The following is a 13,626-nucleotide window of genomic DNA, read 5'->3' as shown; positions in this document are numbered from 1 at the left end:
AGGTCGGTCAGGGGGCGGGCCGTGGCGCCGCGCCATTACTCGCTGCAGGCGCGGCGGGGGCGGAGGGTGGCGGTGCTGGGCGCGTGCTCAGGCTGCGCTCGATGGCGCGCACGGCCTCCAGGCGTTCGCTGAGCTGGTCATTGCGGCGTTGGCTGTCGCGCAGCTGCTGGGCCTGGCGGTCGAGCTGATCCTCCAGCCGGCGTTGTTGCAGCAGCCGTGCCTCCAGCAGCCGGGCCAGCGGGTGCAAGGGTTGCGCTGCGGCGCCGGTGTTGCCCAGCACGCGCTGCACCAGGCCCAGCGCACGGGCGGTGTCCACGGCCTGGCGCGTTTGTGCCAGGGCCGTGGCCAATAGCAACGGCGTGTCGGCCGTGGCGTCCTCCGCTTCGCTCAGTCGGGCAATTTCCCTGGCGAGTTCGGCCGGGGGCAGCTTGAGCACACGGTCTGTCTGGGCCAGGAGCAGGGCAACGGGGGCGTTGTTATCGGTCTCCGTACCGCGTGCTTCGGTGGCGCCGACTTCGATCGCCGGAGCTACAGGCACGGCAATGATCATGGCCACCGGAGGTGGCTTGGAGGGGGCAGGTGGGGGCGCGGTGGCGGCGCAGCCTGCCAGCACGGTGCCCAGGGCAAGCAGCGGCCATCGCAGCGCGTGGGAGGACAGGAGGGGAGTGCTATGCGGCATGGGGAAGTTCGATGCGAAAGAAGGAGTGTGCGCCTTCGTCCACCAGGCGCACGCTGCCGCCATGGGCCTGCACATATTCCTGCACGATGGACAACCCGATGCCGGTGCCGCGCACGGCATCGTCCGGTTGGCGAACACCCCGGTAAAAGGGTTCAAACACGCGGTCGCGGTCCACCCGGTCCACGCCGGGCCCCTGGTCAAAGACATCCAGGCGCACCTGGCCGGGGGGTTGCGAGAGCACCAGCCGCACCGTGCCCTGGGGAGGTGAAAAGCGGATGGCGTTGGACAGCAGATTACTGACGGCGGAGGTGATCTTGTCGGCGTCGACCAGCATGCGCACGGACTGCCCCTCTACCCGCACGGTCAGGCCCTTGGCTTGCCACTGCAGCCGCTGTGTCTCGACCTGGGCCTCCAGCAGGGCCAGCAGATCGGTGTCGCGCCGCTGCAGTTGCCGTGCCTCGAAGGCGGCGGCGTTGAAGCGCAGCAGGGCCTCGATCTCGCCCTGCAGCTGCAGCGTGTTGTGGTGCAGGATCTGAGCGACCTCGCGCTGGCCAGCGGTGAGTTCGCCCGTCACGCCGTCCTGCAGCAGCGCCACGCCCTCGCGCAGCGCGGCCAGAGGGGTCTTGAGTTCGTGGGAGACATGGCGCAGGAACCGCGCCTTGTCGGCATCCAGCTCCAGCAGCCGCAGCCGCAGCCACTCCAGTTGCTGCCCCAGCCGGCGCACGTCGTCCGGGCCGGAGATCTGCACCGGCTCGTCCAGCTGGTTTTCGCCCAGCTGACGGATCGCACCCTCCAGCCGCTTGAACGGCCGCGCCAGCCAGATGCCCAGCGACAACGCCAGCACCAGCGCCAGCACAATCGCGCCCACCACCTGGTGAGTCACGCTGCGGCGGCTTTGCTCCACCTCGTCCTGCAGCGCGTTGTTGCGCTGGGTGTTGATGTCCTGCACCGTCTGCACCATGGTCCCGTGCAAGGTCTCCAGGGCCACAAACTCTTCGGCAACCAGGCGTTCGTTGTCCAGGGCGCGGTCCGGCGGCGCGTCTAGCAGGGCTTTGACGGCATCGAGGTGGGTGCGCCACGCCTGGGTCTGCGCAGCGGGCAAGCCTGCGGCCTGCAAATGGTCGAGCACGGTGAGGGCCTCGACGGCCATGTCGTCAAAGCTGCGGCGCAGGGGCGCATCCCGCAGCACCAGGGACTGCCGCGCCGCACGCTCCAGGGCCTGGCCGCGCTGGTTTAGGCCTTGCGCGGCTGTGGTCAGCGCAGTGGCCTCGGCCACGCCATGGCGGCTGAGCACCATGAGCTGCTCCAGCGTGTGCAAAGCCCGCAGCGAGCTGACTCCCAGCAAGCCGGCAATCAGCACGAACGCCAGCAGCAACAGTTGCTGGAAGGAGAGGCCATGCAACAGGCCTTCGGCGGGTGGCGGTGCCGTGGGCGGTGTGCTGGGGGTGGGCATTGCGGCCAAAAAGGGCGCGGGGCGTGCGGGGCGTCGGTACCCGCGCGTCAGCCAGCCAGTGCGGCGGTTTCGTGCGTCAGCACCTCGCCCCGCAGGGTGTAGGCCTTGGCTTCGGTGATGGTCACATCCACCATCTGCCCCACCAGGCGGGGCTGCCCGGCAAAGTTGACCACCCGATTGCATTCGGTGCGGCCCATCAGCTCGCCCGCATCGCGCTTGGAGGCACCCTCCACCAGAATGCGCTGTACCGTGCCCACGCGGCTTTCGCTGATGGATTTGATGTTGGCGTTGATAACGCCCTGCAGGTGCTGCAGGCGGCGCAGCTTCACGTCGTGCGGCGTGTCGTCGTGCAGGCCTGCTGCGGGCGTGCCGGGGCGGGGGCTGAAGATGAAGCTGAAGCTGTTGTCAAAGTGAATATCGTCGATGAGCTTCATCATCTTGTTGAAGTCGTCTTCCGTTTCGCCGGGGAAGCCTACGATGAAGTCGCTGCTCATGGCCAGGTCGGGGCGGATGGCGCGTAGCTTGCGCACCGTGCTTTTGTATTCCATGGCGGTGTAGCCGCGCTTCATGGCCATCAGGATGCGGTCGCTGCCGTGCTGCACTGGCAGGTGCAGGTGGCTGGCCAGCTTGGGCAGCTTGGCATAGGCCTCGATCAGCCGGGGCGTGAATTCGTTGGGGTGGCTGGTGGTGTAGCGGATGCGCTCAATGCCAGGGATGTCCGACACGTATTCGAGCAGCAGGGCAAAGTCAGCAATCTCTGCCGTGCCACCCATCTTGCCCAGGTAGGCATTCACGTTCTGGCCCAGCAGGGTGATTTCCTTCACGCCCTGGTCGGCCAGACCCGCCACTTCGACCAGCACGTCGTCGAATGGGCGGCTCACCTCTTCGCCACGGGTGTAGGGCACCACGCAGTAGCTGCAGTATTTGCTGCAGCCTTCCATGATCGACACAAAGGCCGACGCGCCTTCCACCCGCGCGGGCGGCAGGTGGTCGAACTTCTCGATTTCGGGAAAGCTGATGTCCACCTGGGGCTTGTCCAGCCGCTCACGCTGGTTGAGCATCTCGGGCAGGCGGTGCAGGGTCTGGGGGCCGAACACCACGTCCACGTAGGGCGCGCGCTTGATGATCTCGGCGCCCTCCTGGCTGGCCACGCACCCGCCCACGCCGATCTTCACGCCGCGCGCCTTCAGGTGCTTGATGCGGCCCAGGTCGCTGAAAACCTTTTCTTGCGCCTTCTCACGCACCGAGCAGGTGTTGAAGAGGATGAGGTCGGCTTCGTCCACGTTCTGCGTGGGCTCGTAGCCTTGGGCGGCGTTCAGCACGTCGGCCATCTTGTCCGAGTCGTACTCGTTCATCTGGCAGCCGAAGGTTTTGATAAAGACTTTTTTGGCCATGGCAATTTCGCAAAAGAGCAAGCAAACACCGCGCCCGGCAAGGTACGGAGACTGTGAATGTCACAACGGCGCGGTGGCTGTGCGGCCGCACCGGAAAGGAGTTACTTCAGAGCGGCGCCCGAGCCGGTCGTGATGTTGGTGATGATGGCGTCGCTGCCCTTGCGGGGCTGTGCGGCCTCGCTTTCGGTCAGGATCCATGCGGAATGCAGCATGCCGGTGCTGTTCTCCAGTACGTAGTTGACCTTGAAGGTCTGGCCCAGCACCGTGTGTGCCATGACCAAGGTGTTCTGGGGGCTGAACAGCCGCATGCCGGGGGCCATGCGGATGGTCTTGCCATTGAGTGTGGCTTCGGATGCGGTGTTGATGCTCAGCGTGCCCCGCAGTGCGGCTTCGGGGAAGGGGCGTGAGAGGCCCAGGCCTGGCTGGACTTGAGCCGAGGCCGGTGCCACGGCGCAGAGGGCCGCACAGGTCACCACGGCCATCCATGCGGCATGGAAAAAGCGGGGCCCCCGCTGGGCGGGGTAGCGGCTGGAAGAGGGTGTGGTGCAGCGGTTCATGGTTTACATCCAGGGGCTGAAGGCACAATTTTAGAAGGGGTTGCCAGCGTGGCATATCCCTCTGACAAGTCAAGCGGCTCTGTGCTTCGATGGACACAGGAACAGGTTCTGAGGCCCGCCTGAAAGAAAAAACCCACAGTGGCTTGCCGCACTGTGGGTTTTTGTATTTGGTGGTCGTAGGTGGACTTGAACCACCGACATCAGCATTATGAATGCTGCGCTCTAACCAACTGAGCTATACGACCGGAAACCAGAATTATAGAACAAAAATTATTGGTGTGTGAAGTTGGCAGCGCGTTTGTTCATGAACGCGTCCATGCCTTCCTTTTGGTCCTGCGTCGCAAACAGCGCGTGGAACAGGCGACGCTCAAACATCACGCCATCGGCGAGCGTGCCCTCGAAGGCGCGGTTGACCGATTCCTTGGCTGCCATGACAGCGATCTGCGAGAAGCCGGCAATCATGATGGCGGCGCCCAGCGCTTCGTCCATGAGCTTGTCGTAAGCCACCACGCGGCTGACCAGTCCGGCGCGCTCGGCTTCGGTCGCGTCCATCATGCGGCCTGTCAACGCCATGTCCATGGCCTTGGACTTGCCCACGGCGCGGGGCAGGCGCTGCGTGCCACCGGCACCAGGGATCACGCCCAGCTTGATCTCGGGCTGACCGAACTTGGCATTGTCCGCGGCGATGATGAAGTCGCACATCATGGCCAGTTCGCAGCCGCCGCCCAATGCAAAGCCGCTGACGGCGGCGATGACGGGCTTGCGAATGGAGCGGATGGTCTCCCAGTTGCGGGTGATGTAGTCGCCCTTGTAGGTGTCAGCGAAGCTGTATTTGGCCATGGCGCCAATGTCCGCGCCCGCCGCAAAAGCCTTTTCGCTGCCGGTGACGATCATGCAGCCGATTTTCTCGTCAGCGTCGAACGCCTTGAGGGCAGCGCCCAGTTCATTCATGAGTTGGTCGTTCAGCGCGTTAAGCTGTTTGGGCCGGTTGAGGGTGATGATGCCGACCTTGTCCGCTTCAATGCGCACCTCGATGGTTTCGTAAGCCATGAAATCTCCTGGGGGTTATGGTTGGTTATGAAAGCTGCAGCAATATACCCAAGGCAGTAGGGCTTTGCTGCCGTCAGGCCAGCCAGCGTCCCACTGCAGTGGCGTCTGTCACCGTCAGGCTGATGGTGTCTGGCGCCATGGCTGTGGCGGTCGCGTTGCGCCGGCCCTTGGCAGGGGCTCCAGTTGCCTGGAGCGGTGGCATCTCAAAGGACAGGCGCAGGAGTCGCCCGTCGCGGGCCACCAGTGCCTGCAGGGTGGTGTGGGTGCCCGCGTAGAACGTGACGTCGTCGAGCTTGCTGATGCGCCAGCCCTGGCCCTGCACTTCCACGCCCAGCCACTCGTCGCCTGCAGACATTCCTGCGTTCTCTGCGGCTCCGCCACGCAGCACGGTCTTGATCTGCACACTGTGGTTCTCGGCCACACGCAGGCCCAGGCGCTGGGCCAGCTGCGGCCGGTCGGCCTTGAGCGCCACGCCGTGGGCGGCCAGCAGCTCCTCCAGGGGTAGATCGGCGGTGCTGTGCACCCAGTGCGCCAGTTCCTTGTCGAATGGGCGGCCGGCCAGGTCGTGTAGCACGGCGCGCAGATCCGCTTCGGTCATCGGGCCGCCCGCGCAGCGCACCCACAGTGCGCGCATCACATCGTCCAGCGTGGCTTTGCCCTCGCGCCGCAGGGCCAGGTCCAGACACAGGGCCACCAGAGAGCCCTTGGTGTAGTAGCTGACGGTGGTGTTGGGTGTGTTCTCGTCCTGCCGGTAGTACTTCACCCACGCGTCAAAACTGGCCTGGGCCACCGTTTGTACCGACCGGCCGGGTGTTTGCAGCACCTGGTTGATGGTTTTGGTGATGAGCTTGAGGTAGGTTGCGTCGTCCAGCAGCCCGGCGCGGCGCAGCAGCAGGTCGTCGTAGTAGCTCGTGAAGCCCTCGAAGAACCACAGCAACTCGGTGTAGTTCTCTTGCGCATAGTCGTAGCGGGTGAACTCGGCAGGCCGCAGGCGCTTGACGTTCCAGGTGTGAAAGTATTCGTGGCTGATGAGGCCCAGCAGCGTGGTGTAGCCCTCACTGGCTCGCACATCGCCCTGGCGGGGCAGATCACGCCGCCCGCAGATCAGCGCCGTGGAGTTGCGGTGTTCCAGTCCCCCATAACCATCTCCCACGGCGTTGAGCATGAAGACGTAGCTTTTGAAAGGCGCCTTGCCTTCGCGGTGCCAGAAACGGATGGCGGTTTCACAAATTTTCTGCGTGTCGGCCAGCAGGCGCTTGCCATCGAACGACGGAGCCGCACCTGCCACCACAAACTGGTGGGCAATGCCGCAGGCCTTGAAGCGCCCCACCCAGAAGTTACCCAATTCCACCGGGCAATCGACCAGTTCATCGTAGTCGGCCGCCGCGTACAGGCCAAACCCTTGCTTGTCGGCATCCAGGGGCCGTAGACCGGTGGCAGCAGCCCAGCTCGCCGTGGCCGCCGTGCGTGCCAGTTCCAGTGTGTGGGGCTGTTTCTCCTGGTCATGCACGCGCAGGCACAGACTGGTACCGTTGAAAAAGCCGCGCGAGGTGTCCAGCCAGGCGGTGCGCACGGAGCTGTCGTAGGCGCACACCTGATAGGTCAGCACCAGGGGCTTGCGCTCCGTGCATTGCACTTGCCAGCGGTGCTTGTCCAGCTGGGCCGGTTGCAAAGCGCGTTGGCCTTGCCGAGCCGTCAGAACCTGCAGATTCTTGGAGAACTCCCGCACCAGGTAGCTGCCTGGAATCCAGACCGGCAGAGACAGCTCTTGCGATGCCGCCGGCCGCTGCACCGTCAGCGTCACGGTGAACAGATGTGCGTGCAGGTCTGTGGGTTCGACGCGGTAGTGAATGTCTGCAGCAGAGGCTTGGCGTGAGAGGGGCATGGCGTGTGCGACACAAGGGCCGCGCGGGGTCGTCGGTCAGTGGCTTTCAGCGGCTATCAATTGGCGGAGGGCGTTTCGCTGGCGGCTTCGGCCAGACGCTTTTCGACCTCCTGGGCGCCGATCGCACCTGGCACACGCGTGCCGTTGGCAAAAATCAAGGTGGGGGTGCCGGTGATCTTGTACTTCTTGCCAAAGGCCAGGTTGCGCTGCAGCGCGCTGGTGTCACAGCTAGCCGCCGGTGCGGGCTTGTCCCGCACCATCTGGTCTTGCCACGCCGTGGCCTGGTCCTTTGAACACCAGATGTTGCGCGACTTTTCGGCCGAATCCGGGCTCAGGATGGGGTACAGGAACAGGTACACCGTCACGTTGTTGATCTGCTGCAAGTCGCGCTCAAAGCGCTTGCAGTAGCCGCAGTTGGGGTCCTCGAACACGGCCACCTTGCGCTTGCCGTCGCCGCGCACAATGGTTACGGCATCTTTCAGGGGCAGGGCCGAGAAGTTGACAGCTGTGAGTTTGCTGATGCGGTCTTCGGTCAGATTGCGGCGCGCCTTGGAGTCGATGAGCTCGCCCTGGATCACATAGTCGCCCTTGGCGTCTGTGTAGAACAGGTCGGTACCGATGCGCACTTCGTACAGACCCTTCATGGGAGTGGGGCGCACTTCGTCGATCTTGTCCATCTGAGGAATACGCTGGGCCAATGCCTTGCGGATGGCGTCCTCTTGCGCCGTGGCGCTCAGGCTCAGGGTGGCTGCCGCAACGGTCAGCAAAGCAGTGGTCAGTTTCATCGTATTCCTGTCTATCAAACTCGCGCGTTCAGCGCATTCCCATGGCTTGGCGGGCCACAAAATCCTTCAGCAGGCCGCTGTGTTCAAAGCCCTTCATGCCCCAGTTGCGCAGCGCCTGCCAGGGCGCCTCCGGACGTGCAAACAGTTGCTGCAACCCATCGGTGGCCAGGCCCATCGCTATCAGAGCCGCTTTTCGCTGGCGTTCGTAGCGCCGCAGCAGCCGCAGGTCGGCGACGCTGCGCCAGTAGTCGCGGGTGCGCAGCACATCGGCCAAGGCTGCCACATCGGCCAAGCCCAGGTTCAGCCCTTGCCCTGCCAGCGGATGCACGTTGTGGGCCGCGTCGCCTGCCAGTACCCAGCTGCGCGCAGCTGGGCCATTGGTCGCATTGGTCGATGCAGCACCGCACCAGCGGTCCGCCTTGGCCAGCTGCAGCGGCCAAGTGGCACGCTCGGCAATGAGCTCAATGTTGCCGAGCGCCAGCTGGCTCGCAGTCTGCAACTCGTGCGCAAAGGTGTCGGCAGGCAATGCCATCAGCGCGGACACCCGCTCCTCAGGGACGGACCACACCACGGCCACAGAGTTCCCCTGGGCTCCCTCCAGCGGCAAAAAAGCCAGAATGCCTTGTGGCAAAAACCACTGGCGTGCGACCTGTGCATGCGGATGTTCGCAGCGCACCCGCGTGGCAATGGCGTACTGGGCATAGGGCGTCACGTCAAAGTGCACGCCAAACTCGGACCGGGTGGTGCTGGCGCGTCCTTCGCACACGACGGTCAGGGGCGCAGCCACCGGGATATCCACCACCTCTACCAATGGCTGAAACCGCACAGCCTGTGCCAGTCGCTCTTCCAGGGCCGGCACATCCACGATCCAGGCGAGGGCTTCTACCCCCTGGGGGGCGGCATCGAAATGCACGCAGCCATCCTGATCGCCCTGCACCTGCATGTGCTTGACGGCGGTGGCGTGTTCGGCGTCGGGCCAGCTGCGCAGCGATTCGAGCAGGCCACGGGACGCTGCATTCAGGGCATAGGCCCGTACATCGGTGGCCACCGCGCTGCGTGGAGCCGGGTCTGGTACCAGGGCCACCCTCAGTCGTTCCCGTGCCAGCAACAAGGCCAGGGTTCGGCCCACGATGCCGGTGCCACGAATACAGATATCAAAGGTTGGGGCCATGACAGGCATTGTAGGAGGGGTCTTACCCCCTGTAATGACAGGGCAGAATTGCGGTCTGGCCTTTCTGGCACCCTTCTTCAGGAGCACCCGGCGTGAGTTTCCCTTCCGAGTCTGATCTGTCCGGCACCATTGCGCGGCTGTTTGTGTATCCCGTCAAATCCTGTGCGGGCATCGAGGTGCAGCAGGCGCTGCTCACCGAGACCGGGCTGGATCTGGACCGCGCCTGGATGGTGGTGGACGCACAGGGCATGTTCCTCACCCAGCGCAGCCTGCCCCGCATGGCGCTGATCCGGCCCCAGCTCAAGAGTGACGAAATGGTGTTGCGGGCTCCGGGCATGCTGGCGCTGCATGTGGCGATCGGCGCAGTGGAGGCCCCGGCCACGGTGACTGTCTGGCGCGACACGGTCCATGCTTGGGACATGGGGCCTGTGGCGGCCCAGTGGTTCAGCGACTTTCTGGGGCGGCCCTGCCGCCTGGTGCGGTTTGACCCGGAACATCGGCGGCTGTCCAGCCTCGATTGGACGGATGGTGTGGAGGCTCCCAACCAGTTTGCTGACGGGTTTCCGCTGCTGGTGACCAGTGAGGCATCCCTGAACGATCTCAACGCACGGCTCACGGCCGGCGGCCACGGCGCGGTGGGCATGGAGCGGTTCCGGCCCAACGTGGTGTTGGCGGGGGTGGATGCCCACGACGAGGACCGCGTGGATCTGATCCATGTGGAGGGCGATGGCACCGCCGACGTCCACCTGCAACCGGTGAAGCCCTGCGCGCGATGCCCCATCCCCGACATCGACCCGGCCACGGCCGAGAGCCATCCGTCGGTGGGCGACACCTTGCGCACCTACCGCCAGGACAAACGGTTGGACGGCGCCATCACGTTCGGCATGAACGCCATCGTGCGCAGCGGCGCAGGGCAGTGGCTGCGTGTGGGGCAACGCATTGCTGCCGATTTGCGGTTTGAATGACCGTCTGATTTGGGCCATCAGCACTGGGCACTGGGCGCGCCCGTAAAATCGGCGGTTTGTCTCCAGAACACCAGAAAGCCCTGCCATGAGCCTCCAATGCGGCATCGTGGGCCTGCCCAACGTCGGCAAGTCCACCCTTTTCAACGCGCTGACCAAGGCTGGTATTGCCGCCGAGAACTATCCCTTCTGCACCATCGAGCCCAATGTCGGCGTGGTGGAAGTGCCGGACCCCCGCCTCCAGCAACTGGCCGAGATCATCTCGCCCGAGCGCATCGTTCCCGCCATCGTCGAGTTTGTGGACATTGCCGGCCTGGTGGCTGGCGCCAGCCAGGGTGAAGGCCTGGGCAACCAGTTTCTGGCCCACATCCGTGAAACCGACGCCATCGTGAACGTCGTGCGCTGCTTTGAAGACGACAACGTGATCCACGTGGCGGGCCGCGTGGACCCGATCTCCGACATCGAAGTGATCCAGACCGAGCTGTGCCTGGCTGACCTGGGCACGGTCGAGAAAGCCCTGAACCGATACACCAAGGCTGCCAAGTCGGGCAACGACAAGGATGCCGCCAAGCTGGTGGCGCTGCTCACCCGCATCCAGGCCGCACTCAACGAAGGCAAGCCTGCCCGCTCGGTCGAAATCACCAAGGAAGAGCAGCCGCTGCTCAAGTCCCTGTGCCTGATCACGGCCAAGCCCGCGATGTTCGTGGGCAACGTGAGTGAAGACGGCTTCGAGAACAACCCGTTCCTGGACCGCCTCAAGGACTATGCTGCCAGCCAGAATGCGCCCGTGGTTGCCATCTGCGCCAAGATGGAGGCCGAGATGGCCGAGATGAGTGACGAAGACCGCGACATGTTCCTGGCCGAAATGGGGCAGACAGAACCAGGCCTGGCGCGCCTGATCCGTGGCGCCTTCAAGCTGCTGGGCCTGCAGACCTACTTCACCGCTGGCGTGAAGGAGGTGCGCGCCTGGACCATCCACATTGGCGACACCGCGCCCCAGGCTGCTGGTGTGATCCACGGCGACTTCGAGCGCGGCTTCATCCGTGCGCAGACGATCGCCTTCGAGGACTTCATTGCCTACAAGGGCGAGCAGGGCGCCAAGGATGCCGGCAAGATGCGTGCCGAAGGCAAGGAGTACGTGGTCAAGGATGGCGACGTGCTGAACTTCCTGTTCAACGTCTGACCCTGCTGCAGGCTCCTCGGGGCCTGCGTGCGCTGTGTTGCCCGTCATCCCTGTCTGCCCCCGGGCGGGCAGGGATTTTTTCTGGCGGCTTCCCGCTCCAGAGCAACCCGGGCAAGGCCATGCCTTCGTTCACTCTTTGATGGTTTCTCACGCATGAATACAGGAATCCTCTACGCTGCCCTGGCCTATGTCGCCTGGGGGCTGTTCCCGCTGTACTTCAAGCAGGTGGCCGATGTGCCCTCGCTGGAGGTGGTGATGCACCGCACGCTGTGGTCGCTGGCCGTGGTGCTGGGGCTGCTGGCCGTGCGCAGGCAATGGGCGTGGATGGCGTCTGTGGTGCGCCAGCCGCGGGTGCTCGGCGCATTTGCATTGTCGGCCGTGCTGTTGTCGGGCAACTGGCTGACCTACGTGTGGGCGGTGCAGAACCACCATGTGGTCGATGCCAGCCTGGGGTATTTCATCTTGCCACTGGTGAATGTGGCGCTGGGCTTCGTGTTCCTGCGCGAGCGCCCCCGGCCCGGGCAGTGGCTGGCCGTGGCGGTGGCTGCGGCCGGTGTGCTGTGGCTGGCCGTGCAGGCAGGGCGCCTGCCCTGGATCGCGCTGGTGCTGGCACTGACCTTTGGCTTCTATGGCCTGCTGCGCAAAGTAGCAGTGCTGGGCGCGCTGGAGGGGCTTACCTTGGAGACCCTGATGCTGGCGCCGGTGGCGGCAGTGGTGCTGGCCTGGTGGAGCTGGCAAGGACAGGGCGCTCTGGTGCAGGGCGATGCGTCTACTGTGGGTTGGTTGCTATTGGCCGGGCCCATGACGGCCGTACCTTTGCTGCTGTTTGCCGCTGGCGCGCGGCGCATTCCCATGTCCACGCTGGGCATCCTGCAATACATCTCGCCCAGCCTCCAGTTTGCGCTGGGGGTGTGGGTGTACCACGAGGCCTTTCAGCCCGCGCGGCTGGTGGGTTTTGTTTTGATCTGGGCCGCGCTGCTGGTGTACAGCGTGGAGGGCTGGTGGACGCGTCAGCGGATGGCGGTGGCCTGAATCGCCGGGGGCGGTCCCTGTCGCCTGGGCTACTGGAAAACGCGCAGTTCGATTCTGTCAGCCACGCGTAAGATCCTGCGATTTGTCTGACGGGTGCTGCGCGTGTGTTGCTGCACCGCCCACCCACATATCCAGGCCAGAGCCCGCCACCACATGCTTTTTGGACGCAAAAACCTGTTTTCGGCGACGGATGCCTTCCCGTTGACCGATGCCGTGCTGGAGTTCGACGATTCGTCTTCAGTCGCCGTGCGACCTGGACGGCGCGCGCTGGATGGCTTTGGCCCCCGGGGAGAGCGCAGTGCGCAGTCCAAGTGGTGGGCTGTGGCGGGGCTCATTGGCCTGTACGCCCTGGCCCTGCTGGGGTTCTATGCGTTGGGCGTGGTGGGGGTCCAGGTGCTGTGGGTGCTGGCCGGTCTGACGGCGGCGGGCTTCGCGGTGTTTGGTGCCTTGTTCCGTTTGGGTCTGCACCACAAACTGCGGCTGCGCCATCTCAAGCTAGGCATCGTGGTGGCTTCCATCAGCGGCATGCTGGGGTTGTTCTACCTGGAGCCTGTCACGCAGATTCTGTTGGCCCCCTTCATGTTTGTGGCAGTGGCTTACGGCATCTTTACCGTACCCCGGCGCACGTTGCTGGTGCTGACGGCCGGGGTGTTGTGCGCTTATGCGGCAGTGGCAGCCGCGCACTACGCAGATCAGGGCAACGACGCCTTGCTGCGGCTGGAGCTGATGCACCTGCTGGCGCTGGCGGTCTCCGTGCCAGCGTTCATCGTGCTCATGGGCCGCGTGCAGCGGCTGTACCGCAGCCTCTACCAGGCCAGCCGCAAGATCAAGAACATCCAGGAAGATGCGCAGCGCGACACTTTGCTGGGTTGTTTCAACCGCCGCTACATCTTGGCGGCGCTCGAAGAACAAAAACAGCTGGCTGACGAAAGCGGGATTCCGCTCTGCCTGGCCGTGCTGGACATTGACCATTTCAAACGCATCAACGACGAGCTGGGGCACCTGGGGGGCGACGAGGTGTTGCGGACCTTTGCGCGCATTGCGCAGCAGGGCGTGCGCGGTGGCGACGTGTTTGGGCGCTACGGTGGCGAGGAGTTTCTGCTGATCTTCCCGGCGACTTCGTTGCTGCCCTCGCTCAACACCTGCGAACGCATTCGGGCCCAGGTCGAGTCGCACGCCTGGACGGGCCTGCTCAAAGGCCGCGTGACGGTGTCCATCGGTGTGACCCAGTATGTGCTGGGCGAGTCGGTGCTGGAGTTCTTCTCGCGGGCGGACACTGCCATGTACATGGCCAAGGAGGGTGGGCGCAACCAGGTGGTGGTCGAGGAGCCCATCGCCAAAGGCGACTCTCAGCTGTCGGACCTGTCGATCCCCAGCGGCCACGCTTTCTTGTAGTTTCTGGCCATTGGCTGGCGGTGTGCCGGCTATCGTTTGTGCTGGTCGGGTTGACAAGCGGCCTGCGGCGCCCACACTGA

Annotated in this window: 12 protein-coding genes and 1 tRNA gene; 4 read left to right on the top strand and 9 right to left on the bottom strand. The window is 64.6% G+C overall.

The genetic code is table 11. The features are described 5' to 3' along the window. Window positions 1-7: 7 nt before the first annotated feature. The 9 genes from ACTJKQ_RS11660 to ACTJKQ_RS11620 all read right to left on the bottom strand — a co-directional run bounded on the left by ACTJKQ_RS11660 (window position 8) and on the right by ACTJKQ_RS11620 (window position 8,983). Entirely contained in the window at window positions 8-679 is a 672-nt protein-coding gene (locus tag ACTJKQ_RS11660) for a hypothetical protein (RefSeq protein ID WP_309822104.1), read from the bottom strand. Beyond that, window positions 669-2,132 (bottom strand): sensor histidine kinase, encoded by a 1,464-nt coding sequence (locus ACTJKQ_RS11655; RefSeq protein ID WP_440596908.1) that lies wholly within the window; start codon window positions 2,130-2,132, stop codon window positions 669-671. The genes ACTJKQ_RS11660 and ACTJKQ_RS11655 overlap by 11 nt, the downstream gene beginning before the upstream one ends. Before the next feature lie 47 nt (window positions 2,133-2,179). Further along, window positions 2,180-3,526 (bottom strand): tRNA (N6-isopentenyl adenosine(37)-C2)-methylthiotransferase MiaB, encoded by a 1,347-nt coding sequence (gene miaB / locus ACTJKQ_RS11650; RefSeq protein ID WP_056746897.1) that lies wholly within the window; start codon window positions 3,524-3,526, stop codon window positions 2,180-2,182. A gap of 101 nt (window positions 3,527-3,627) precedes the next feature. Beyond that, a complete protein-coding gene (locus ACTJKQ_RS11645) occupies window positions 3,628-4,083 on the bottom strand; it encodes a hypothetical protein (protein ID WP_440596907.1) in 456 nt (151 codons plus the stop codon). 168 nt (window positions 4,084-4,251) lie between these two features. Further along, window positions 4,252-4,328: transfer RNA gene (locus tag ACTJKQ_RS11640), tRNA-Met, on the bottom strand. Window positions 4,329-4,353: 25 nt separating this feature from the next. Beyond that, the gene (locus tag ACTJKQ_RS11635; RefSeq protein ID WP_056066293.1) at window positions 4,354-5,133 is read right to left on the bottom strand and encodes an enoyl-CoA hydratase; all 780 of its coding nucleotides are present in this window, start codon (window positions 5,131-5,133) and stop codon (window positions 4,354-4,356) included. A gap of 73 nt (window positions 5,134-5,206) precedes the next feature. Further along, window positions 5,207-7,018: a M61 family metallopeptidase gene (locus ACTJKQ_RS11630; RefSeq protein WP_440596906.1), complete on the bottom strand. Its 1,812-nt coding sequence runs from the start codon at window positions 7,016-7,018 to the stop codon at window positions 5,207-5,209. Between the two features lie 56 nt (window positions 7,019-7,074). After that, window positions 7,075-7,803 carry a DsbC family protein gene (locus ACTJKQ_RS11625; RefSeq protein ID WP_192420437.1) on the bottom strand — a complete coding sequence of 243 codons (729 nt, stop codon included), beginning with the start codon at window positions 7,801-7,803 and terminating at the stop codon, window positions 7,075-7,077. 28 nt (window positions 7,804-7,831) lie between these two features. Continuing rightward, a complete protein-coding gene (locus ACTJKQ_RS11620; protein WP_440596905.1) occupies window positions 7,832-8,983 on the bottom strand; it encodes an FAD-dependent monooxygenase in 1,152 nt (383 codons plus the stop codon). Between the two features lie 83 nt (window positions 8,984-9,066). Between ACTJKQ_RS11620 and ACTJKQ_RS11615 the strand changes: the two genes are divergently transcribed. The 4 genes from ACTJKQ_RS11615 to ACTJKQ_RS11600 all read left to right on the top strand — a co-directional run bounded on the left by ACTJKQ_RS11615 (window position 9,067) and on the right by ACTJKQ_RS11600 (window position 13,546). Next, the gene (locus tag ACTJKQ_RS11615; protein ID WP_440596904.1) at window positions 9,067-9,939 is read left to right on the top strand and encodes an MOSC domain-containing protein; all 873 of its coding nucleotides are present in this window, start codon (window positions 9,067-9,069) and stop codon (window positions 9,937-9,939) included. An 85-nt stretch (window positions 9,940-10,024) separates the two neighbouring features. Next, complete coding sequence (ychF, locus tag ACTJKQ_RS11610; RefSeq protein WP_056746891.1) at window positions 10,025-11,119, top strand: redox-regulated ATPase YchF; 1,095 nt, start codon at window positions 10,025-10,027, stop codon at window positions 11,117-11,119. A 153-nt stretch (window positions 11,120-11,272) separates the two neighbouring features. Beyond that, complete coding sequence (gene rarD / locus ACTJKQ_RS11605; protein ID WP_121942072.1) at window positions 11,273-12,151, top strand: EamA family transporter RarD; 879 nt, start codon at window positions 11,273-11,275, stop codon at window positions 12,149-12,151. Between the two features lie 153 nt (window positions 12,152-12,304). Continuing rightward, window positions 12,305-13,546 carry a diguanylate cyclase gene (locus ACTJKQ_RS11600; protein ID WP_440596903.1) on the top strand — a complete coding sequence of 414 codons (1,242 nt, stop codon included), beginning with the start codon at window positions 12,305-12,307 and terminating at the stop codon, window positions 13,544-13,546. Window positions 13,547-13,626 lie beyond the last annotated feature (80 nt).

This window comes from Acidovorax sp. 22279 (assembly GCF_052045435.1).
GTDB classification, from domain to species: domain Bacteria; phylum Pseudomonadota; class Gammaproteobacteria; order Burkholderiales; family Burkholderiaceae_C; genus Acidovorax; species Acidovorax delafieldii.
Note: the sequence above shows the minus strand (reverse complement) of the source record. Positions and strands in the feature narration are given on the sequence as shown.